Below are 23,704 nucleotides of genomic sequence, written 5' to 3'. Positions count from 1 at the left end.
ACGTTCGAAATGGAATTTGCAAACCCTAAATATCTGTTTTTACTCATTTTATTAATACCTCTCATTGCTTGGTATATCATAAAATTGAGAAAAGTACAGCCGACACTGAAGATGTCATCGACCGGAGCATTCAGAGGAGTGTCTCCTACAATCAAAGTATATCTCAGACATGTTCCGTTTATATTAAGGATGATAGCTATAGCATTAGTTATCATTGTTATCGCAAGACCTCAAAATTCCAATTCATGGGAAACGTCCCAATCGGAAGGTATTGATATTGTTATGGCTCTTGACGTATCCGGATCTATGATGGCTCAGGACTTCAAGCCAAACCGTCTGGAGGCGGCAAAAAAAGTCGCTTCTGAGTTTATCTCGGATCGGGAACAAGACAAAATAGGATTGGTAATCTTCGCCGGAGAAAGCTTCACGCAAGCACCCCTGACTACCGATCATGGGGTATTACTCAACTTATTGCATGAAATTCGCCCCGGAATGATCGACGACGGTACAGCTATAGGTCTAGGTTTAGCAAATGCTGTCAACAGACTGAAAGACAGCCAGACAAAATCAAGAATTGTCATACTCCTTACCGATGGTTCAAATAACCGGGGACAAATAGCTCCGATCACAGCTGCCGAACTTGCGAAGAGTTATGGTATCAGGGTATATACTATCGGGGTGGGAACACGAGGAACGGCTCCTGCACCTGTAATGACTCCCTTCGGAGAACGTATACAAAACGTACCTGTAGATATAGACGAAAAGACATTAACTCAGATAGCCGAAATGACCGGAGGGGAATATTTCCGAGCTGTAGACAATTCGAGTTTGAAAAAAATATATGCGCAGATCGACTCTATGGAAAAATACCTTATCAGCGTTAACAAAGTTACCCGCAAGCAGGAATTATACCTGCCTTACGCCCTATTGGCATTGGGCTTGATTCTATGCGAAGTAATCTTACGCCGTACCTGGTTACGTAATATTCCATAAGTTATCTGTTTGAAAAATAAATAAAATAGGTCTGAGACCTTAAACAGTAGTTGATATGTTTCGATTTGCTAATCCAGAATATTTATATCTGTTATTTTTACTTCCGGTTCTGATAGCTGGATTCATTTTCCTGAATATCCAGAAAAGAAAAGCGGCACAGAAACTCGGAGACTTACGTCTGGTAAAACGACTGATGCCGGAGTTATCTCTAAAACGGTCGTATTTGAAATTTTGGCTGGTATTTGCCATCTGTGTTTTGGGAATCATTGTTGTAGCACGCCCTCAGTTCGGAACTAAGGTTGAGAAAGTCGAACGAAAAGGAATCGAGCTGGTGATTGCAATAGATGTATCGAATTCAATGCTTGCCCGTGATGTAAATCCAGACAGACTATCGAAAGCAAAGCAAATACTAACGCGTATAGTCGATGAACGTAAAAACGACAAAGTTGCCATTGTAGTCTTCGCCGGAGAGTCATATGTACAATTACCTATGACTACCGACATACAATCGGCCAAAATATTCCTGGACAACATCAATACATCTCTGGTTCCTGTACAGGGGACAGTTATTGGAAGTGCCATAAATATGGCAATGAATAGTTTTACCAGTGACAAAGAGGTGGATAAGTCTATCATTCTGATAACCGATGGTGAAGACCATGAGGATAATGGTGTGCAGATGGCTCAACAAGCCGGAGCAGCAGGTATACAGATCAATGTGGTAGGTATCGGAACTCCTGAGGGATCACCTGTACCGTCATCACCGAACAGCAATGATATGAAAAAGGATAACGAAGGCAATGTCGTTGTTTCTAAATTAAACGAAGAGATGTGTAAACAAATAGCTCAGGCCGGAAAAGGAATGTACGTAAGGGCCGATAACTCAAACAATGCATTAAAAAGCCTTCAGGCTGAGTTAGACAAGTTGCAGAAGAAGAATGTAGACGGAGTATCATATTCGGAGTATGACGAAAAATTCCAGTTCTTCGCATGGTGTATGCTTGTATTGCTTATCATTGAAGTTTGTATTTTCGATAAGAAAAATAAAATATTCAGAGGAATAAGACTCTTCAAGTAACCGCAAGAGGTTCTTGAAGTATTTTTCCATTCAACAATCTGTTGTTATACTTACCAAAGTAATAAAAAGGCCAAGAGCCTTCGATAGAACTATGAAACAAATTTTTGTTATAATATTCATTTTAATATCTACAAGTTGCTTGTTTGCTCAACGACAAGTAAGGAAGGATATACGTAAGGGTAATAATGCCTATAAAGAACAATTATACAATGCTGCCGAGGCCAGCTACAAGTCGGCTTTGGAAAAGAATGCAACATCTCCCGAAGCAATTTATAACCTGGCTAACTCTTACTACAAACAAGGCAACTGGGACAATGCTCTGAAAACATATCAGCAGTATCTGGCGACGGAAAATAAAGACCATACCAAAATGGGTGCGGCATGGCACAATATTGGAAATTCTCTATTGCAGAAGAAAGATCTGAAGCAGTCGATGGAAGCATATAAGAAAGCATTGAGGCTAAATCCCGGAGACGAAGAAGCACGTTATAATCTGGCTACAGTCCAGAAAATAACAAAGGATCAACAGGACAATAAGGATAAAAACAAAGACCAGAATAAAGATCAAAACAAAGATCAGAAAGACAAAAATAAGGATCAGAATAAAGACCAGAACAAGGATCAAAACAAAGATCAAAAAGATAAAGATAAGGATCAGAACAAAGACCAGAATAAGGATCAAAAACAAGATCAGCAGCCCCAAATGTCTCAGGAGAACATCCAACAGCTATTGAAAGCAATAGAGCAGGACGAAAAAGAGACTCAGGAGAAAGTTCAGCAAATCAAAGCTTCTGACCGTAAACAAAAGAACGAGAATAATCGCAGGCAAAATAAAGACTGGTAAAAAAACCAAGGCTATTTGTCTTGATGTAAAATTCGAAAAAGCAGATGTGTACAATGCAAAAATATTTATTTTTTTTTATTTTATCATTACTAAGCTTAGGTATAAACGCACAGGAAGTAACATTCAGAGCCAGTGCTCCTAATACTGTAGCCAAAGGCGACAATTTCAGACTTGTATATACACTGAGAGGCGGAGAAGGCAGCAATATCAACGTTCCTGAGACTATAAAAGGATTTGACATACTCTATGGCCCCGCAGTATCATCGAGTTACAGTACTCAGATTATAAACGGTAAAGCGACAACAGACTCTTCCGAATCGTATATTTATACTATGACTGCTGCATCGGAAGGAACATTTACCATACCGGCCGCAACAATCAGGGTAAATGGAAAAACCTACACTTCAAATTCGATACAGATAAAAGTTCTGCCTCCGGATAAAAATGCAAAAGCAGCACAACAAGGAGGAGGAAATCAAGGAGGACAACCCTCTGAATCATCATCCACTGCTCAAAAAATAAGTTCATCGGATGCTTTTATCCGAGCGATTGTATCTAAATCGAAAGTTTACGAACAAGAAGCATTTACTGTAACATTCCGTTTTTATACTACATTGCAGGTATCGGATATCGGAAAAATAGAATTTCCCGAGTTTGAAGGCTTTATGGTCGAAGATCAGGACCTACCTCCTACCCGTCAGCTGACAATGGAACACTATAATGGACGGAATTACTATTCGGTAGATCTCAGACGGACATTGCTATTCCCTCAACGATCAGGAAAGATAACCATACCATCGGGTAAAATAGAAATGGTTTTTAATGTCAGATCAGGAAAAGCAGTCCAGACATTCTTTGGTCCACAATACGTCATGACAGACGTAAAAAAGACCATGACAACCAGCCCGTTGACTATTAATGTAACTCAACTGCCGGAAGGAAAACCCGCAAATTTTTCTAATGGAGTAGGCTCATTTAGTATGTCCCAGTCAATTACCTCTACCAATGTGAAGGCTAATGATGCGGTTACACTTAAACTGGTTATTTCGGGTACAGGGAATATGAAATTGATCAAAACACCTGAACTGGAATTACCGAAAGATTTTGAATCGTATGATCCTAAGATAACCAACGATCTCAAATACACAGACAAAGGATTGACAGGTACAAAAACCATCGAATACTTATTCATACCCCGTTATCAGGGAACGTATAAAATACCGCCTGTCACACTGTCTTATTTCGATAATAATTCGAATTCATATAAAACGTTGTTGACACCCGAATATACCTTGAACGTAGCTAAAGACCCGAATGCAGGACAAAACAACGCTACCAGTTTCAACCAATCGGAGGTGAAAGTAGAGCAGGATATCCGTTATCTGAAAACAGGCAATCCTTCGTTTACGAAAACAGACTCTTTCTTTTTCGGTTCTACAGCATATTACCTGTGGTACATAATTCCGATGCTGATTTTTATTGTTTGTTTCATTCTTTATAGAAAACAGATAAAAGAAAATGCGGATGTTATCAGATTGAAAACTAAACAAGCGAATAAGGTAGCTGTAAAACGCCTTAAGCTTGCCGGTAAATATTTGCAAGCACACCAGAAAGAACAATTTTATGAAGAGGTACTCCGTGCAACATGGGGCTATTTGAGCGACAAACTGGTCATTCCCGTAGCGAATCTAAACCGTGATAATATAGAAAACGAACTTATCAGGTACGGAGCATCCACCGAACTTATAAGCAAATTTATTTCGATACTTGATACCTGCGAGTTTGCCCGTTATGCTCCTGTCGAATCCGATACAGCTATGGACAATCTATACAAAGACACTGTAGATGCTATTGGAGAAATGGAAAATCTGAAGGTCAAAAAATAACAGGTTTGTAAGAAAAGATTATTAGTTATGAAACATATAGTTGCACTTATATTTATAATTCTACCTATATTTGGCTTAAATGCGGAAACGGCTTCCGAGCAAGCTGCAAAGGCCTATCAGGATGGAAACTTCCGCAAAGCAATAGAGGTTCTCGAGACAGAAATCAAGGCTCAGAAAGAACAAGGTAAGGTTTCTCCTGAACTATTTTACAATCTGGGAAACGCTTATTTCAGAGTAAATGAAGTACCTCAGGCCTTATTGAATTACGAACGTTCTTTACTGTACAACCCGGGAGACAGAGATGTGAGACATAATATCGAATATGCTCAAACTAAAATAGAAGACAAGATATTAACGGCTGACAACTTTTTTTTACAGATGTGGTTTGATGGTGTACAAAATCAAACAACAGCCAATAATTGGGCTAAATGGGCTATTACATTTTTTGTAATATTTGTCGCAGCTCTTTTTCTGTTCTTCTTCAGCCCTAAGTTAAATTTAAAAAAGGCAGGTTTTTATGCAGCAATAGTTTGTTTAGTTGTAGTGATATTTACCAATATATTTGCCTACAGGCAAAAAAATAAAATAGAAAACCGAAATACAGCTATAGTTATGGCAGGCTCAGCTCCTGTTATCAGTGCACCAAATACGACCTCAAAAGAGCTTTTTATTCTTCATGCCGGAACCAAAGTCGTTATCAATAAAATTGACGGAGGCTGGTACGAGATCGAAATTGCCAATGGAAGTATCGGCTGGGTTCAAAAAGAAAAACTGGAAATAATTTAGTGAATGATTGGCTATGAAAACGATGCTGAAAGACTTGTAGAAGAGATATTACCTTACGAACGGAATGCTTTTTTATGGTTGAATGAAGCCCACAATATTTTTTGGGACAGTTTTATGTGGATTTATAGTGAAAAAACTACATGGATTCCACTTGTTATAGTTGCATTACTTGTATTCATATACAAAGTAAAATGGAAAGAAGCCGCCATACTTATTTTTTGTATGATACTGCTTGGAGTACTATGCGACCAGCTCTCTGCCGGATTAATTAAAAACACATTCGAACGATTACGGCCGACTCATCATCCGGATTTCAAAAATTTTGTCACCATTGTCAATGATTACAGGGGAGGACGATTCGGGTTTGTTTCAGCTCACGCAGCAAATGGATTTGGTATAGCTACATTCTTATCATTGATGTTCAAATATCGCCGATTTACGGTGATCATATTCACTTGGGCAATACTAACCTCTTATTCACGCATTTACCTCGGGGTTCACTTCATATCTGATATTATCGGAGGCATGATAGTCGGATCTATTATCGGATTCCTTGTTTATCTGCTGCTGCAGTACTGCCGCATAAAAGTACTGAACCATACACCACAACAACTTAAAATACCTTTATACTCGAAAGTCAGAGCAAACATTCTTAGTCTGACAATTGTTATTATTGTAATAACAATTTTTATAATCAGCTTCTGTAACTTTATGTTCGGATTTAGTTGGCTGTTTTAAAATGATTTGTTAACTTTAATGCAACAATCTTTTAGTGTTGACCTTAATATAACATCATTATGACGAAAACGATTGAATACAACGAGCTTCGTAAGATTAAAGACAGTTTGCCAGATGGCAGCATCCACAGGATTGCTCAAGAACTGGATTTATCCGTTGAAACTGTTCGCAATTATTTTGGCGGACATGATTATAAAAAGGGCGAGAGTTGCGGCGTACATCTAGAATCGGGGCCTAACGGAGGCATCGTAGTTTTGGATAACACCCAAATTCTCGAAATGGCTTTAAAGATGTTGGAAACCGAACAAAATTGAAAAAGAACTATGAGTGATAAATTAGTAACACTTGCCATACATACCGAAACAAAGGCTCAAATATTGAAAGCTGTTTTGGAGAGTGAAAAGATCTCCGTTATAGCCGAAAATGTTGGAAGTAATGATAGCAGCCAGCCGACAGGGGTGCGCTTAAAAATAAAAGAGTCGGATCTACCAAGAGCCTTGAATGTTGTGGAAAGTCGTAACTTATTTAGCTACAGCGAACCTGAAACCTACAAAACAGATGACGGGCGTAAAAGAATTTTAGTGCCTGTCGATTTTTCTGATTATTCTTTGAAGGCTTGCCAAATCGCTTTTAATCTGGCAAAAGAAATTGATGCCAAAGTAAAGATTCTTCACGTCTATTTTAATCCGTACTATCCTACAGCATTACCAATGGCCGAAGCTTTTGCTTATCAAGGTAAAGAAGAGGCCGATTTTCAAAATATATTAGAAAGAGTAAACCGAGACATTCAAAAGTTATGTAATAAGATTGACGAAAAGATTGCAAATAATGAATTCCCGTCTGTAAATTACTCTTATGTTCTGAAAGAAGGATTACCCGAAGAAGAAATAGTTACTTTTGCTAAAGACTACAAGCCGGCCTTAATTGTAATGGGAACCCGCGGCAAAAATCAGAAAAGTGCCGACCTTATCGGCAGTGTTACTGCTGAAGTGATTGAAATGACAGAAATTCCATTATTGGCAATACCGGAACATACATCATTCAATGATTTTAAGCAGGTAAAAAATATTTCTTTCCTTACCAATTTTAGTCAACGTGACCTTGTCTCTTTCGATGGCATGATGGATTTCTTTAAAACATACAATGTTAAGATCCACATGACTCATATTGAAAATAAAGCTACAGACAAGTGGTCTCTTATCAAACTCGAAGGCATACAGTCTTATTTCAATAAACAATATCCGAATATATCTATTGACTACAAATTGATAAGCGGACAAGATGCTGTAACTGCAATGGATGAATTCGTACAGGATTCGAAAATTGAGTTAATCGCACTTACAACCGCAAAAAGAAATATATTCTCCAGAATGTTCAAACCAAGTGTATCACGAAAGATGTTATTCCAGATAGATATACCTTTGTTTGTATTACGTGGATAGGCTCTCACAAGCCTTTATATTAAATTTGTCAATATTAAATTCTAAAAAGCAATTTAAGACTTGTTTTTGATTAAGGTCTCAGACCTGTTTAGTGCTTTGGTAAGCACAATGGCGAGAGCCTGTTATAAACTAAAATATATTATTAATATTTGTATTATTTAATAAAACACCTCATATTTTGACGAAAAACGTTATAGAACCATCTCATCCTCTACAGATTGGGTTGGTTCTATCTCGTTATGAGCTAAAGAAGAAAAGACTTGTCGGCTTATAAACCCGTTTACTTAGAATTTACTTATCAATATAATAAAAAGGTCTGAGACCTAGCATAATTAATTTATCAATGAAAAGAACGATACTGATGGCTATTACAGGATTGTCGGTTGTTCTCGGAGGCTGTAAAAGTGAAAAGCCAAAGGACACCACTGCTCAAGACGAGAACTTCACCTATGAAGTGGATGCTTTTGCAGACTTACAAATATTACGTTACAAAGTTCCCGAATTTGAATCTTTAAGCTTAGAACAGAAGGAAATGATTTATTATCTTTCTCAGGCAGCTATTGAAGGACGGGATATATTGTTCGACCAGAACAATAAATACAATCTGGCTATTCGCCGTACACTCGAAGCCATCTACGAAAATTACAAGGGAGATAAAACAACAAACGATTATAAAGAGTTTGAAGTCTATCTGAAACGTGTATGGTTTTCGAATGGTATACATCACCATTACGGAGAAGAAAAATTCTTACCCGGATTCTCTAAAGAATTTTTTGAATCGCAGGTTAAAGCTCTACCTCAAGATAAAGTTCCGGTAAAAGCTGGTCAGACGGTCGATGATTTCTTCAAAATGATCGAACCGGTTATGTTTGACCCTACCGTTATGGCTAAAAAAGTAAATCAGGCCGATGGAGTAGACCTCATCAAAACCTCAGCCAACAATTATTATGGTGACGGAGTTTCTCAGAAAGAAGTTGAAGCATTCTATGCTAAAATGAAAAACCCGAATGACTCCACTCCTATTATGTTTGGAATGAACAGTCGTTTGGTTAAAGAAAATAACCAGCTTGTAGAAAAGACATGGAAAGTAGGCGGACTTTATTCCCCTGCTATCGAACGTATTGTTGGATGGCTTGAAAAAGCGAAAGGTGTAGCCGAAAACGATGCTCAAAAGAAAGTAATAGACAAACTGGTTTCGTTCTATACAACAGGAGACCTTAAGACTTTTGACAGCTATGCTATAGCATGGGTTCAGGACTCATTATCAAGAGTCGATTTCGTGAATGGCTTCACAGAAAGTTACGGAGACCCTCTGGGTATGAAAGCGAGCTGGGAATCTACTGTTAATTTCAAGAATACTGAAGCAACCAAACGTACCGAGATTATCAGTACCAATGCTCAATGGTTTGAAGACCATTCTCCGGTAGACCCTCGTTTCCGTAAAGAAAAAGTAAAAGGAGTTACAGCTAAAGTAATCACAGTAGCACAACTCGGAGGCGATTGCTACCCATCTACCCCGATTGGTATCAACCTACCAAATTCCAACTGGATACGTAAAGATTACGGTTCGAAATCGGTTACCATTGAAAACATCATGGAAGCATACGACAAAGCAGCTGAACACAGCGGTTTCAGTGAAGAATTCGTATGGTCTAAAACCGAATTGGACTTATTACATAATTACGGATTCATCACAGACATTCTACATACCGACCTACACGAAATTTTAGGTCATGGTTCTGGTCAATTGTTACCGGGAGTAGATCCTGATGCACTTAAAGCGTACGGATCGACAATAGAAGAAGCCCGCGCCGACTTATTCGGATTATACTACCTGGCTGATCCCAAGTTAGTAGAACTGGGTATCACTCCTGATGCCGAAGCCTTCAAAGCAGAATATTACCGCTATATGATGAATGGATTGATGACTCAATTGACACGCATCGAACCCGGTAAAAGTGTAGAAGAAGCACACATGCGCAACCGTCAGTTAATTGCTCGTTGGGCTTATGAAAAAGGGAAAGCCGACAAAGTGGTAGAATTCAAAGAACGTGACGGCAAAACATTTGTTGTGGTAAATGATTATGCAAAATTGCGTAATTTGTTTGGACAACTGCTTGCTGAAATTCAACGAGTAAAATCGGAAGGAGATTTCAACGGAGCAAAGAATCTGGTAGAAAACTTTGGTGTTAAGGTTGATCCTAAACTACATAGCGAAGTACTTACCCGCTATAAAGCACTTAATCTGAAGCCATACAAAGGATTTATCAATCCTGTATTCGAATTGGTTAAAGATAAAGATGGCAAAATTACGGATGTGAAGATTTCATATAAAGAAAACTATGTTGAACAAATGTTGAGATATTCTAAAGAATTCTCGGTATTGCCAACCTATAACGATTAAAGAATCCAGACTTATAAAAACGCTGATAAAATATAAACAGGCTGTTATCATTTGTATAACAGCCTGTTTTATTGTTTTGGTCGCTAAAATAGCCATATTGGTCTCTTTAATTAAAATAGAATCAAACAAAAATGCAATTTTGATTTTATTTTAAGATCGTGCCTATGTATAATTAACAGCCACCGTATAGAGACATTATTAGTTATGACCAAAACAAAACAAATATGTGTTATGGCCTGCATTCTGCTGGTACTACTATCCGCCTTGTTGCTATGGAAAAAGCAAATTAGAGAAACCTCAAAAATACAGGAATATACGCAAGATATTGAAGCTCTCAAAAAACTATTCAACAATAATAAGGATAATACACTCGGATGGAATCTGACAAGTAATCCATCAGAATGGTCCGGTGTATTCTGGGATACGAGAAATGGATATAAGCGGGTAATAAAGCTAGATATACATTATAAAAATCTAAAATCGGGTATAGGAATAGAAGAATTATCGGCTTTGGAAACTCTATCTTGTTATACTAACGAATTGTCGATTTTAGATATCTCTAACATGCCGGAATTAAAAGAACTGGAATGTTCGAATAATAATCTGACAACACTGGATATTTCTAAAAATATAAATTTGATAAATTTGGAGTGCTCTTTTAATAATCTTTCAGAATTAGATGTACGCAGAAATACTAAATTAATCAAACTAAATTGTTCCAGCAATAATTTAACGACACTAGATATCTCCCAGAATACGAAATTGACAGATTTGCTTTGTCTATATAATAAACTATCTGAACTAAATCTCCGACAAAACATTGAACTAATCAGACTTGACTGCTCCAAAAGAAATTCGTTATCAAAACTGGATGTAAGCCAGAATATTAAATTGCAAGAGCTGACATGCTGGCATAATGGAATATCCGGAGAATTAAATGTATCTAACAACAAAGAACTTATTATTCTAAATTGTGATGAAAATAAGATAACTAAGTTAGATGTCAGCAACAATGTAATGTTAGAGGAATTGTCTTGCGGAAAAAATAATCTAAAGCTGCTGGATATTTCTAAAAATAAAAATCTAATAAGTCTGTGGTGTTTTGAAAATCAGCTATCTAATTTAGATATTTCTAAAAATAAAAATTTGCAATTCTTATTTTGCCATCAAAATAAACTTTTGTCATTAAATCTATCAAACAATACTAAATTAGAAAGCTTATGGTGTTTCCAAAATAGAATTCCAACTCTAAATATTTCCCAAAACAAAGCTTTAAAAACCTTAGACTGCTACAGCAATAAACTAACGACATTAGATATCAGTAAAAATAAAGCATTAGAAAATATAATATGTCATGACAATAGATTTACCCCTTCAACAATAGAAAAATTAACGAAGTCAAGATCCAATCTGTTCCATAAGAATATACATTGAACCTCACTTCATATTCCGCCGATGCCTGTTTAATTCTTCTTTAAGAGGAATAATACTTAGCGTCACAGATTTGTACTGTTTTTGAAATTCGAGATGATCATCTAACCTCACATTGCGCCGGACAAATTCATCAATACTTAAATCATCACTATACCCCTTAAATATAGAATCTTTGATTTTTCGGGCTTGTTGAACAGCAATTCCAAAGTGTTTCAAAGATGGAATAAGTAATAACGACCGGATTACCTCGGGTAATTCTTTATAATCTAAGGCTGTAGCAAAATCTTTTTCTTCGACAAAAGAAATCCACAATCTCACTTTTCCTAGCCCCTCAGCTGTAATACCTCCTATCGGTTTATAATTGAGATCGTACATATCTTCTCTTATCATCGAAACAGTACGGTTCAAATCATATTTTTCCCGTTCATAATATTTCTCGGCAGTATACTTATCACAGCCCGTTTCACTGCATATCTTTGCTATAGCAGCTACTTTAAACTTTTCGACACAAAGCTTCACGTCTCCATTGTTTTCTTTAAGCATCTGCAATGCTTCAGACATGGGGATAGGCACAATCTGTCGAAGTTCTTTTATTTGAGTTTTATAATCGGTCATTTTCATTCGTAATTAAAGATTACAAATATAAGAAGGTATGTCAAGATAACGAAATTTCACTACCTTTGCTTTAAGGTTAGATATACGTGTATAAGCGCAGACTACCTGAAATATAAACATTACATTTTGTTGATTATCAAACATTATGCTAAAATCATTATATATTAAGAATTATGCCTTGATAGATAGTCTGGAGATAGATTTTGAGTCGGGATTCTCTGTTATCACAGGAGAAACCGGAGCTGGAAAGTCTATTATTCTAGGTGCTCTTTCTCTTATTTTAGGACAAAGAGCAGATATCAAAGCTATCAAACAAGGAGAAAGCAAATGTATTATTGAAGGAACATTTGATGTATCGGCTTATGACCTGAAAGATTTTTGCGAACAGGCCGGAATTGAGTATGATCCTCAGACTTATATATTACGACGCGAAATATTGTCATCGGGAAAATCCAGAGCATTTATCAATGACTCACCCGTATCTCTTACCGAACTGAAAGATCTGGGTGGCTTTCTTATAGATATTCATTCGCAGCATCAGAATCTGATGTTGGGTGATACACATTTCCAACTTCAAGTTATAGATTCTTTATCCGGAACAGGAACTTTATTAAAAGAATACAGACAAGCGTTCAGAATATATAAACAAGCCGAAAAATCATTACTTGATTTACAGGATCTAGCCGCTCAGAATAAGGCAGACGAGGACTATTTCAGATTTCAGCACGAAGCCTTGTCCGAAGCTAAATTAACAGAAGGAGAGCAAGACGAACTTGAAAAAGAACTGTCGACTCTCAATCACGCAGAAGACATAAAATCGGCTCTATATAAAATACACAATCTTTTATCGGATGACGATAAAGGGATTGTTGTATCTCTTAAAGAAGGATTAAATGCAGCAAACGGATTGACAGGAGTTTATTACAATGCTGAGTCTATCGCGCAAAGGCTAGAATCGGCGTATATAGACTTAAAAGATTTAAGCAGCGAAACCGAACGCTCCGCCGGAGATGTAGAATTCGATCCCGAAAGGCTGACCTTTATTGAAGAAAGACTGGATCAGCTATATTCTTTACAGCAAAAGCACAGAGTATCTTCAATCGCCGAACTGATTTCTATCTACGAAGAACTTACTATTAAACTGAGTAATATAGATTCATACGATCAGCAGATCGAAGAACTGGAAAAAGATTTACAGGCCAAACAGAATAAAATGCTCATTTGCGCCGAAAAGCTCAGTAAACAGCGCAAGTCAACAACCCCGAAGATAGAAAAGCAATTAATCGAAAAAATCACCTATCTGGGTATGCCTAATGTCCGCTTTGAATGCCGGATCACCGCTAAATCTCATCCAGACTCTACAGGAATAGATGATTTGCAATTCATGTTTTCTGCAAATAAGAATGTACCTTTGCAACCTGTTGCCGATGTAGCATCGGGCGGTGAAATATCGAGGGTTATGCTATGCCTCAAATCAATGATAGCAGGAGCAACAGCCTTACCAACCATTATTTTTGATGAAGTGGATACAGGTGTATCCGGTGAAGTAGCAGATAAAATGGGACAGATAATGAAAGAATTTGGCGGACAGATGCAGGTTATTGCGATCACTCATCTACCTCAAATAGCAGCCAAAGGTAAAGCCCATTATTTTGTTTATAAAGCGGATAGCCAAACCGAAACCACAACCAATCTGAAACGATTGAATGATAACGAACGGATTCAGGAGATCGCTCAAATGCTAAGTGGATCGAAAATAACAGATGCGGCCATCGAGAATGCAAAAGAAATGTTAGGAACAAAATGAGTAAAATAAAAAATACAGCAGAAAAAATATTAGGACGGAAATTAGATCCATCCGAAGGTCTCGGCATTGATGCAATAGTATCGGCTGAAGGTAAGTTAGAAACTAGTCTGCCGAATGATTTGAAAGACTTTTATCTACAGGTCGGAAAAATTCCATTATTTACCGATGGGTTTGAATTTTTCGCACAGCCAAAACAAATATATATCAAAAGCAATAAGATAGTATTTCTCGAAGAAAATCAGGCAATGCTTTCTTGGGCAGTAGATCTAGAAGATGCAGACAAGGAAAAAAATATCAAAGTATATCAGTCTCCTAATATCGGAGAATCTGAGAATAAGGTTGTCTGGTATCCCGAAACGTTACGGCTAACCGAGTTTCTCGAAATGATTATGTATTATCAGGCAGCCAGCGGAGATACCGATCTGCAAAAGAAAACCAAAGGAGGGTATCCTTACGGATTTGTTTCTTACAAAAGCGATGTAAAGGAAAACGAGCTTTGGGAATCGTTCGAAAAGGATCTATCCGATAATTGGGAAAAAGTGGTTGATAATAACGGACTCATGATCTATTATTCAGCCGATGCTTTACTCTTATATTATACCGTTCAGGATTTGGATACTGATGTCGATGATCTCATATACATCAATACACGCAAAGAGAATACTTTATCAGATTTCAGAGACAAATACGGGTTCGAGGATGTAAATTAAGGTCTAAAAGTAAATTTATACATAAAGCTAAATGAAAGAAAAAGAAATGATTTTCGGTATACGTGCTGTTATTGAAGCAGTGGAAGCCGGAAAGGAAATAGATAAAGTGATTGTCAAGCGCGAATTGTCGGGAGATTTATTCAAAGAGCTTTCAACAGTTCTGGCTGCTCATAATATCCCGATGCAGAAAGTACCTATCGCACGTATTGATAAGTTTACCCGTAAAAATCATCAGGGAGTTATTGCTTTTCTTTCGGCTATCACATACGAAAGAATCGAAGATATTATCCCTTTCTTATACGAACAAGGTAAAAATCCGTTTATAGTTGTACTTGACGGATTGACCGATGTCCGAAATTTCGGCGCAATAGCACGTACTTGCGAAGTTGCCGGAGTAGATGCGATTGTTATTCCTGCACGTGGGAGTGTAACCGTTAATGCCGATGCAGTAAAAACCTCTGCCGGGGCATTGCTTAAAATTCCTGTATGTAAAGAACAAAATCTGGGAGAAGCCTTGCATTTCTTACAAAACAGTGGAATAAAATTGGTAGCCGCTACAGAAAAAGGAGCCAATCTATATACCAATGTTGATTACACAGGCCCTGTAGCTATCGTAATGGGTGCTGAAGATACCGGTGTATCTCACGAAAACCTTCGGATCTGCGATGAACTGGTAAAAATACCTCAATTCGGAACAATAGAATCGCTGAATGTTTCGGTGGCAGCAGGGGTACTTATCTATGAAGTTATACGTCAGAAAAATATACAATAAATTCAAAATACAATGAAAAAAGTAATATCGACCAATAATGCTCCGGCTGCAATCGGACCATACAGCCAAGCAATAGAAGTAAATGGTACAATATATGCCTCAGGACAGATTCCTATCAATCCGGCTACCGGAGAATTTGTATCAGGAGGTATCAAAGAACAAACCGAACAGGTGTTCAAGAATATCAAAGCTATCTTGAGTGAAGCCGGATTATCTACCGACAACATCGTTAAAACAACCGTCTTACTTGCTGATATAGCAGACTTTACTGCCATGAACGAAGTGTATGCAGCCCAATTCAGCGGAACGTTTCCTGCCCGTTCTGCTTTCGCAGTAAAAGATCTCCCAAAAGGAGCTTTGATAGAAATAGAAGTTATTGCTGTCAGATAAGAATATGATAAAAACCATTTGTAATTTAATCTGGCTCGTATTCGGAGGCTTTGCTATAGCTCTCGAGTATATTTTCGGCAGTTTGGCGTTAATGGTGACTATTGTAGGCATACCATTCGGGTTGCAAACCCTAAAACTGGGAATACTGGCCATCTGGCCTTTCGGAAGCCGTGTAGTGACTACCGAGAACTCATCGGGATGCCTCAATACAATTATGAATGTGATATGGATTATATTCGGAGGCTTTTGGATTGCCTTATCGCATATCATATTGGGTGTACTGCTGTGCATAACCATTATAGGCATTCCATTCGGAAGGCAGCATTTTAAATTTATAAAACTCGCTTTCTTCCCATTCGGAAAACAAGTCGTTGATGCCTGACTTTCAGAATTAAAATATACAGGTTAAAGCCTCTTCATAAAAGAAGAGGCTTTCTTTTTACCACCTCGATATAAAAAAATTATATAAGAGATAGATAACCGCCGGAGATATTCATTTCGATACTTCGGAATAAAGCATTATTTTTGTAAAAAAAATTAAAGAGGGATTATCGTATGAGAAAGATAAAGAGCTTATTATTCGTTTTATTGGTTTTCGTACCACTAATCAGTTACGGACAATTTGTCGGGATAGGAGGACAATATTCGGAAAAGTCTGATGGACAATTTGTTTTCAGCGGGTCATTTCCAACTTATCATCCGGCTCATAACAAACTTAATTCTTTTGTTTCGAGCGGACTTGAGTTCACCACATCGGGCGGAGCAAAGATGAGTGGTCTTCATCTGAAACCAATACAGATAAGCACCTTTTTTTCAGAAGATTTTTTCAATAATACACCATTCACTCTTTTACTCGGTGTAGATGGCGGATACTTGTTCGACTTTCGACACAATCGTAAAAACGCAATAACAGTCACCCCGAATTTATACTTCGATTATAAATTCTTTTTTGTGAAAGCAGGATACGATTTTGATGTCAGCCACGGTAGAAGCCAGTATTTTGTGAGAGCAGGAGTATGTATCGGAATGGGGAGCCTAAAAATGTTTGGCAACACCAAAATCTGGTAAAAAAAACAGCGGACAATTAATTAGCAGGGCCTTGAACCCTAGTTTAAACATTAAAGATGGCGAGGAGGTCATCAATCGAGTATGAAAATAGCAGCTCTCGTTTCAGGAGGAGTAGACAGTTCGGTTGTAGTACACCAACTGAAAGAACAAGGTTACGATCCGACCATTTTCTATATACGTATAGGAATGGAGGACAAAGACGGGTATATCGATTGCCCTGCAGAAGAAGATATTGAGATAACATCTTACATTGCAAAAAAATACGGTTGTAAATTTGAAATAGTATCCCTGCATGAAGAGTACTGGGAGAATGTCGTAAGCTATACCATAGAAGCCGTAAAACGGGGTTTGACACCCAATCCGGATATGATGTGCAATAAAATGATCAAATTTGGATGTTTCGAACAAAACTGGGGACATGAGTTTGATAAAATCGCTACCGGCCATTATGCTACAACAACAGAGCTGGACGGAAAAAGCTGGTTGTCAACAGCAGCCGATCATGTCAAAGATCAAACCTATTTCCTAGGACAGATCAACTATATGCAGGTATCGAAACTCATGTTTCCGATAGGACATCTTCAAAAAAGTGAAGTAAGGGCTATTGCTGCCCAACAGGGACTACCTTCGGCTATGCGAAAAGACAGTCAGGGTATCTGCTTTCTTGGAAAAATCAATTATAATGATTTTATAGGTCGTTATCTGGGCGAACGTCCGGGAAAAATAGTCGAACTCGAAACAGGCAAAGTATTAGGCAAACACAACGGATACTGGTTTCACACTATCGGGCAGCGCAAAGGACTAGGTCTGAGCGGAGGACCTTGGTTTGTGATCAAAAAAGATATAAAGAGAAATATTATTTATGTATCGAATGGGTATAATCCCGAAACACAATACGGAAAAGTAGTAAATCTTGGAGGTTTTTCATTCATTACAGAAGATATATGGGGCGATTTTGAAGGTACTAAAGATATTACATTCAAAGTACGCCATACTCCGGAGTTTACATCAGGCAGGATCGAAAAGATCGGCGATATATACCGTATATATTCTGATGATAAGATACAAGGAATAGCAGCCGGACAATTCGGTGTCGTTTATGACAAAGATTCTAAACTTTGTCTGGGCAGCGGTGTTATAGCTGATGAGACAGCCGAATAAATTAGACAAAACAGAAACGTATATTTATGGTGTATAGGTATGGAAAAACTACCTGATTTTTGGCAAAATATTCAATTCGTAGATATAATTGAATTTATCGGAACTTTTGCGTTTGCCATTAGTGGTATTCGTCTCGCTTCCGCTAAAAAGTTCGACTGGTTCGGTGCTCTTGTCGTAGGTTTGGTTACAGCTATCGGAGGTGGTACTCTGCGTGACCTGCTTTTGGGGCTGACTCCTTTTTGGTTATTATCGAGCGTATATCTTTGGTGTACTGTTTTTGCTTTGTTTTTTGTAATAGTATTCCGAAAGTTTTTGGTAAAACTAAACAATACATTTTTCTGGTTCGACAGCATCGGATTAGGTCTCTTTGTTGTTGTCGGTTCCGAAAAAGCCTTCTCATTGGGTTACGAATGGTGGGTCGTCATTATTATGGGTACAATAACAGGAGTCGTCGGAGGTATCATCCGCGATATACTGATCAATGAAATACCTATCATATTCACTCAGGAACTATACGCTGTAGCTTGTATTTTAGGAGCAGGACTATTCTGTTTTTTGAATTATATTGGGGTAAATATGTCTGTCATTCAGATAGCCAGCGCCCTATTTGTTTTTGTGATCCGTATCGTGGCAACCCGCTATCAATGGAGATTGCCGATACTTAAAGGAGAGGATTAGCGATTGTGTTAAATCACACTGTTAAAAACATTACAAATATCTATATCTAGATAATAATTATCTATTTGATTTATCAAAAGTGAATTTGTAAGTTTGTACTCAGATAACAAACAAATATTAAAATTTAAAATTACAAAATCATGGCAGTATTAGTAGGAAAAAAAGCACCTGTATTTTCAACCGGCGCAGTTATAAACGGAAACGAAATTGTTGAAAAATTTTCTTTGGAGCAGTTCATCGGTAAAAAATATGTATTATTTTTCTTTTACCCTGCGGATTTTACATTCGTTTGCCCAACTGAACTAATCGCATTCCAAGAACAAATCGCAGAATTCGAATCTCGTAATGTAGCGGTTGTTGGTGCATCTGTAGACTCTGCATTTTCTCACTGGAAATGGCTTCAGACACCTCAAAACGAAGGTGGTATCAAAGGCGTTAAATATCCTATCATTGCAGACCAAACTCTATTAATTTCTAAAAATTTCGATGTATTGGCTGGCGATTTCGACTATAACGAAGAAGGCGAAGACGTATTCGTTGGAACACCTCAGGCTTACCGCGGATTATTCCTTATCGACAAAGAAGGTATCGTTCGTCACCAAGTTGTAAATGATATGCCTCTTGGACGTAGCGTTGAAGAAGCAATCCGTGTAGTAGATGCTTTGCAATTCACAGAACAATACGGTGAAGTTTGTCCTGCAAACTGGAAAAAAGGTAAAGAAGGTTTAAAAGCTACTCAAGAAGGAATTTCAGACTATCTTGCTCATTCTCACTAATAGTCAGATCTTTCTAAAACTATATAAAGAAAGTGACCTAGATTTAGGTCACTTTTTTTTATCTATAGTAAAAGCGTTCTTTAAATGGTTAGTATCTGATGAGACAATTTGAAATTGTGATAATAAGGTAACAACGCAAAAAGTGTATTTTCAGTGTAACCTTTGTTACCTTTTCGGGGATTCTGTAGGGGCGAATAATTATTCGCCCGGTATCTACAAGCGAAAGGTTTTGACTCTATGGGCAGGTTGAAGTTCCGAAATAGGTAAGAAGTAACAGACCAAAGTGTGCATAAAGGCTGTTACCTTTGTAACCTTTTCGGAAAATTTAAAATGAGCAGTTGATTATTGTTTATTGATAACTGTTAACTGATTTAAATGTTACCTTTTGCTTTCCTTGATGATATCAAAATTGATTATTCGGACTTAGATTCGCTTCAATCGTAATTTTTGTTTTAATTTTGTTCTTACAGTCTAGAGCTGTTTACTAATATACAAATAGGTCTACGACCTCAATACGAAAGATATTATGGGTAATTATGGTTTTATAAAAGTAGCTGCAGCGACACCCCGACTTAGGGTTGCTGACTGCATTTTCAATACATCTGAAATCTTAGACACAATAAATAAAGCTAAAAAATCGGGTGTCAAAGCCATTGTTTTTCCCGAAACATGCATAACCGGATATACAGCTAATGACTTGTTCCACCAACGGTTACTTATTGATGGTGTGACAGATTCTATCGAACGGATCAAAAGAGAACTAGCAGAATCTGACATTATAACAATCATAGGTGCACCTATTGAAATATCAAATAGGTTATACAATGTCGGTATAGTTATTCATAGGGGCGAAATTCTGGGGATAGTACCCAAAACGTTCCTACCGAACTACAATGAATTTTATGATAAACGCTGGTTTTCTTCGGCTCGTGAGTTGACCCAATCAACCGTTGAACTTTGCGGACAAAACATACCTGTGGGAACAGACTTGATATTCAAAACCAAAGATTTCAGTTTTGCCATAGAGCTCTGTGAAGATCTCTGGACTCCGATTCCTCCTTCTTCGATACATTCGCTATATGGGGCTGAAGTTATATTTAATCTTTCGGCAAGTAACGAAACTATAGGAAAGAACGAATACCGCCGATTATTGGTCAGCCAGCAATCAGCCCGTTGTATTGCAGGTTATGTTTATGCAGCAGCTGGGAACGGCGAATCTACTACCGATCTTGTATTTTCGGGCAGCAGCATGATTGCCGAAAATGGAAGCATACTCACCAATACCGAACGTTTTAGTTTTGATTCACAACTGTGTATTGCTGATATCGATATAGACAGATTAAGATACGACCGACTGAAAAACAAATCGTTTTCCACATCAGAATACAGGCAGCTCGATAATACCCGATACCGTACTATTCATATAGATACAATCAGTACGGATGACAAATCAGATTATACTCCTGATAGGTTTATCAACCCTACCCCATTTATTCCCTCGTCTGAAAATTTTGATGCCAGATGTTCCGAAATATTCTCTATTCAGGTCGGAGGTTTAGCTAAACGTTTGTTACACACCAATATCAAAACAGCAGTAATAGGTGTATCGGGAGGACTGGATTCTACTTTGGCTTTATTAGTTACCGCTAAAGCTTTCGATAAACTGAATATTCCTCGTGAAAATATATACGGTATCACTATGCCCGGATTCGGAACTACCGACCGTACTTATAATAACGCCATTGAATTGATGAAATCACTGGGTGTTTCCATCCGTGAGATATCTATAAAAGATGCTGTCATACAACATTTCAAAGATATTGATCACGATGAAAATATTCATGATGTAACATACGAAAATTCTCAGGCTAGAGAACGTACACAGATATTGATGGATTATGCCAACAAAGTAAACGGGCTCGTTATAGGTACAGGAGACCTTTCGGAATTGGCTTTGGGCTGGTGCACATACAATGGCGATCATATGTCGATGTACGCTGTAAACACAAGTATACCCAAAACGCTGGTAAAAACATTGGTGAGATGGATATCGGAAAAACAAATGGACAATTCATCTCAAGCAATTCTTGTCGACATACTTGATACACCTGTAAGCCCTGAATTATTACCTGCCGGAGAGAATGGTGAGATACTTCAGATAACAGAAGATACTGTTGGCCCTTATATTTTGCATGACTTCTTCTTATACAACATGTTACGCTTCGGATATGAGCCACGCAAGATTTATTTTCTGGCTAAAATAGCATTTTCGGGGCAATACGAAGAATCGGTTATACTAAAATGGCTCAGAACTTTTTACTGGCGTTTTTTCTCTCAACAATTCAAACGGAATTGTATACCGGATGGGCCTAAAGTCGGATCCATAAACCTTTCACCTCGTGGCGATTGGCGTATGGTTAGTGATGCATCTGTTGCCTTATGGATGCAGCAATTAGAAACTATGCAATAGTTGCATACACAACAAACTATTGATAACCAGATAGTTATTTTAAGATAGTTTCTTTTGAAACTAAAATAATATTAATACATTTGCAGCCCAAAGGTCGTGAACCTCTTTGTTGCTCCGGCAACTAAAGTTGATTGTATTAAACAAGAGTCTCATAAAACTCTATCAATTATTTATTTTAGATTTCATGAATAAAACTAAACTTATAGCAATTGCTATAGCTTCTAATATCTCAGCCAGCGTTTTGGCAGGAGGTCTTTTAACTAATACTAATCAGAGTGCACACTTCTTACGTAATCCGTCGAGAGACGCCTCTACTGAGATAGATGCTGTTTATACTAATCCTGCGGGATTAATAAAACTGAGCGATGGCTTTCACTTCTCATTTACTAATCAGAGTGCATTCCAGACCAGAACTATAACTTCTACTGCAGATGTTTTCAAACTAAATGGAGGCTCTGCAACTCGCGAATTTGAAGGAAAAGCATCTGCACCCATTATTCCGAGTTTTCAGGGAGCATATAAGAAAGGACGCTGGGTTCTATCAGGCAGCTTTGCTGTTTCAGGAGGAGGAGGTAAAGCAACTTTTGATAACGGATTGCCTTCATTCGAAGCAATGCTGGGATCGACAACTGCATTACTGCCTATGGCAAACCCAAACTATACGGCAACCGCCTATAAAATGGATCAGCATATGAAGGGATCTAACTTTATATTTGGTGGACAGCTAGGGGGTACTTACGAAATCAACAAGATGTTCTCGGCTTATGTAGGGTTCAGACTTAATATTGTAAAGAATAAATACGAAGGATATATAAAAGGGTTTCAGGTAGAACCGGTAGGAATCAATACAAATGCGATCTATTCAGCCATAACCAAGGGCTTAAATGACCAGATACAGGGCTTAATAGCCTCTGGACAAGCTGTCCCTGATCAATTAGCGACAGCATACAAGGGAGCAGCATTTGCCACAATGGCTTCTTCAGAAAATGGTATCAACCTCGAAAGCACGCAAAATGGTTGGGGAGTAGCTCCAATTCTAGGGTTCAACTTCAATTACGATAAGCTCAATATTGGAGTTAAATATGAATTCAAGACAGCTCTTGATGTTGAGAATGACACAAAAGTCGATGACACCGGCATGTTTGGAGATGGAGTAAATACAGCTCACGATATTCCTGCATTATTGACTATGGGCGCATCGTATCAGATTACTCCCAAACTATTGGCTAGTGTAGGCTATCACCATTTCTTTGATTCAAATGCAAAGATGCAAGATAATAAACAAAAGTATGCAGGTTCAACTAATGAATATCTTGCCGGATTAGAATACCGTATCGACAGGATGTTTCTGATAAGTGCCGGAGGACAGATTACACGATATGGAGTTGAGGACAGTTATCAAAAAGACTTGAGCTTTTCATGTAATTCCTATTCTTTAGGACTTGGTGGAGCTGTTAACGTTTCTCCTACTGTAAGAATCAATATTGGTTACTTTTGGACAAACTATTCTGATTATTCAAAAACTCCCGGTGGAGGAACTAATAAAGATGTCTTCTCCAGAACAAACAAAGTATTTGGAGCAGGGGTAGACTTCTCATTTTAACCTTCTTACATATCATAACTAAAAAAAACTGCCAATGGCAGTTTTTTTT

22 protein-coding genes are annotated in these 23,704 nt (G+C 37.8%); 21 read left to right on the top strand and 1 reads right to left on the bottom strand.

Going from position 1 to position 23,704, the window contains the following annotated elements:
• Nucleotides 1-9 precede the first annotated feature (9 nt).
• From AABJ51_RS18900 to AABJ51_RS18855, 10 genes are all read left to right on the top strand, one after another.
• Complete coding sequence (locus tag AABJ51_RS18900) at nucleotides 10-993, top strand: vWA domain-containing protein (RefSeq protein WP_338373813.1); 984 nt, start codon at nucleotides 10-12, stop codon at nucleotides 991-993.
• A 55-nt stretch (nucleotides 994-1,048) separates the two neighbouring features.
• Nucleotides 1,049-2,071: a VWA domain-containing protein gene (locus AABJ51_RS18895; protein ID WP_026625331.1), complete on the top strand. Its 1,023-nt coding sequence runs from the start codon at nucleotides 1,049-1,051 to the stop codon at nucleotides 2,069-2,071.
• Nucleotides 2,072-2,162: 91 nt separating this feature from the next.
• Nucleotides 2,163-2,915: a tetratricopeptide repeat protein gene (locus AABJ51_RS18890; RefSeq protein WP_338373812.1), complete on the top strand. Its 753-nt coding sequence runs from the start codon at nucleotides 2,163-2,165 to the stop codon at nucleotides 2,913-2,915.
• 53 nt (nucleotides 2,916-2,968) lie between these two features.
• On the top strand, nucleotides 2,969-4,801 hold the full coding sequence (locus AABJ51_RS18885; protein ID WP_338373811.1) for a BatD family protein: 1,833 nt from the start codon (nucleotides 2,969-2,971) through the stop codon (nucleotides 4,799-4,801).
• 27 nt (nucleotides 4,802-4,828) lie between these two features.
• On the top strand, nucleotides 4,829-5,587 hold the full coding sequence (locus tag AABJ51_RS18880) for an SH3 domain-containing protein (protein WP_026625334.1): 759 nt from the start codon (nucleotides 4,829-4,831) through the stop codon (nucleotides 5,585-5,587).
• A 3-nt stretch (nucleotides 5,588-5,590) separates the two neighbouring features.
• Nucleotides 5,591-6,325, top strand: a complete 735-nt coding sequence (locus AABJ51_RS18875; protein WP_338373810.1) for a phosphatase PAP2 family protein — start codon at nucleotides 5,591-5,593, stop codon at nucleotides 6,323-6,325.
• Between the two features lie 59 nt (nucleotides 6,326-6,384).
• Nucleotides 6,385-6,639, top strand: coding sequence for a DNA-binding protein (locus AABJ51_RS18870; RefSeq protein ID WP_026625335.1), 255 nt, complete (start codon nucleotides 6,385-6,387; stop codon nucleotides 6,637-6,639).
• 9 nt (nucleotides 6,640-6,648) lie between these two features.
• Nucleotides 6,649-7,767, top strand: coding sequence for a universal stress protein (locus AABJ51_RS18865; RefSeq protein WP_026625336.1), 1,119 nt, complete (start codon nucleotides 6,649-6,651; stop codon nucleotides 7,765-7,767).
• A gap of 361 nt (nucleotides 7,768-8,128) precedes the next feature.
• Nucleotides 8,129-10,171, top strand: a complete 2,043-nt coding sequence (locus tag AABJ51_RS18860) for a dipeptidyl-peptidase 3 family protein (RefSeq protein ID WP_434781406.1) — start codon at nucleotides 8,129-8,131, stop codon at nucleotides 10,169-10,171.
• A 231-nt stretch (nucleotides 10,172-10,402) separates the two neighbouring features.
• Entirely contained in the window at nucleotides 10,403-11,605 is a 1,203-nt protein-coding gene (locus tag AABJ51_RS18855; RefSeq protein WP_338373808.1) for a leucine-rich repeat domain-containing protein, read from the top strand.
• Between the two features lie 3 nt (nucleotides 11,606-11,608).
• On the opposite strand, the gene AABJ51_RS18850 is transcribed toward AABJ51_RS18855, so the two are convergent.
• Nucleotides 11,609-12,220: a hypothetical protein gene (locus AABJ51_RS18850; RefSeq protein ID WP_338373807.1), complete on the bottom strand. Its 612-nt coding sequence runs from the start codon at nucleotides 12,218-12,220 to the stop codon at nucleotides 11,609-11,611.
• A gap of 145 nt (nucleotides 12,221-12,365) precedes the next feature.
• Between AABJ51_RS18850 and recN the strand changes: the two genes are divergently transcribed.
• From recN to AABJ51_RS18795, 11 genes are all read left to right on the top strand, one after another.
• Complete coding sequence (gene recN, locus AABJ51_RS18845) at nucleotides 12,366-14,027, top strand: DNA repair protein RecN (protein WP_338373806.1); 1,662 nt, start codon at nucleotides 12,366-12,368, stop codon at nucleotides 14,025-14,027.
• Nucleotides 14,024-14,737 carry a hypothetical protein gene (locus AABJ51_RS18840; RefSeq protein WP_338373805.1) on the top strand — a complete coding sequence of 238 codons (714 nt, stop codon included), beginning with the start codon at nucleotides 14,024-14,026 and terminating at the stop codon, nucleotides 14,735-14,737. Before recN ends, AABJ51_RS18840 begins: the two co-directional genes overlap by 4 nt.
• Before the next feature lie 31 nt (nucleotides 14,738-14,768).
• A complete protein-coding gene (gene rlmB, locus AABJ51_RS18835; protein ID WP_338373804.1) occupies nucleotides 14,769-15,509 on the top strand; it encodes a 23S rRNA (guanosine(2251)-2'-O)-methyltransferase RlmB in 741 nt (246 codons plus the stop codon).
• A 12-nt stretch (nucleotides 15,510-15,521) separates the two neighbouring features.
• Nucleotides 15,522-15,899 (top strand): RidA family protein, encoded by a 378-nt coding sequence (locus AABJ51_RS18830; protein ID WP_338373803.1) that lies wholly within the window; start codon nucleotides 15,522-15,524, stop codon nucleotides 15,897-15,899.
• A gap of 4 nt (nucleotides 15,900-15,903) precedes the next feature.
• Nucleotides 15,904-16,281, top strand: coding sequence for a YccF domain-containing protein (locus AABJ51_RS18825; protein ID WP_414991939.1), 378 nt, complete (start codon nucleotides 15,904-15,906; stop codon nucleotides 16,279-16,281).
• 173 nt (nucleotides 16,282-16,454) lie between these two features.
• Nucleotides 16,455-16,967 carry a hypothetical protein gene (locus AABJ51_RS18820; protein WP_338373802.1) on the top strand — a complete coding sequence of 171 codons (513 nt, stop codon included), beginning with the start codon at nucleotides 16,455-16,457 and terminating at the stop codon, nucleotides 16,965-16,967.
• Nucleotides 16,968-17,048: 81 nt separating this feature from the next.
• Nucleotides 17,049-18,128, top strand: coding sequence for a tRNA 2-thiouridine(34) synthase MnmA (gene mnmA / locus AABJ51_RS18815; protein WP_338373801.1), 1,080 nt, complete (start codon nucleotides 17,049-17,051; stop codon nucleotides 18,126-18,128).
• Between the two features lie 39 nt (nucleotides 18,129-18,167).
• Complete coding sequence (locus AABJ51_RS18810; RefSeq protein ID WP_026625346.1) at nucleotides 18,168-18,806, top strand: trimeric intracellular cation channel family protein; 639 nt, start codon at nucleotides 18,168-18,170, stop codon at nucleotides 18,804-18,806.
• A 140-nt stretch (nucleotides 18,807-18,946) separates the two neighbouring features.
• The gene (locus tag AABJ51_RS18805) at nucleotides 18,947-19,582 is read left to right on the top strand and encodes a peroxiredoxin (RefSeq protein WP_026625347.1); all 636 of its coding nucleotides are present in this window, start codon (nucleotides 18,947-18,949) and stop codon (nucleotides 19,580-19,582) included.
• Nucleotides 19,583-20,108: 526 nt separating this feature from the next.
• On the top strand, nucleotides 20,109-22,052 hold the full coding sequence (locus AABJ51_RS18800; RefSeq protein ID WP_338373800.1) for an NAD(+) synthase: 1,944 nt from the start codon (nucleotides 20,109-20,111) through the stop codon (nucleotides 22,050-22,052).
• 184 nt (nucleotides 22,053-22,236) lie between these two features.
• Nucleotides 22,237-23,655 (top strand): aromatic hydrocarbon degradation protein, encoded by a 1,419-nt coding sequence (locus tag AABJ51_RS18795; protein WP_338373799.1) that lies wholly within the window; start codon nucleotides 22,237-22,239, stop codon nucleotides 23,653-23,655.
• Nucleotides 23,656-23,704: the final 49 nt, after the last annotated feature.

It is taken from the genome of Indolivaga capnocytophagoides (assembly GCF_036511535.1).
Lineage (GTDB): Bacteria > Bacteroidota > Bacteroidia > Bacteroidales > Dysgonomonadaceae > Dysgonomonas_A > Dysgonomonas_A capnocytophagoides.
The sequence above is the reverse complement of the archived record's forward strand: the minus strand, read 5'-3'. Positions and strand labels throughout refer to the sequence as shown.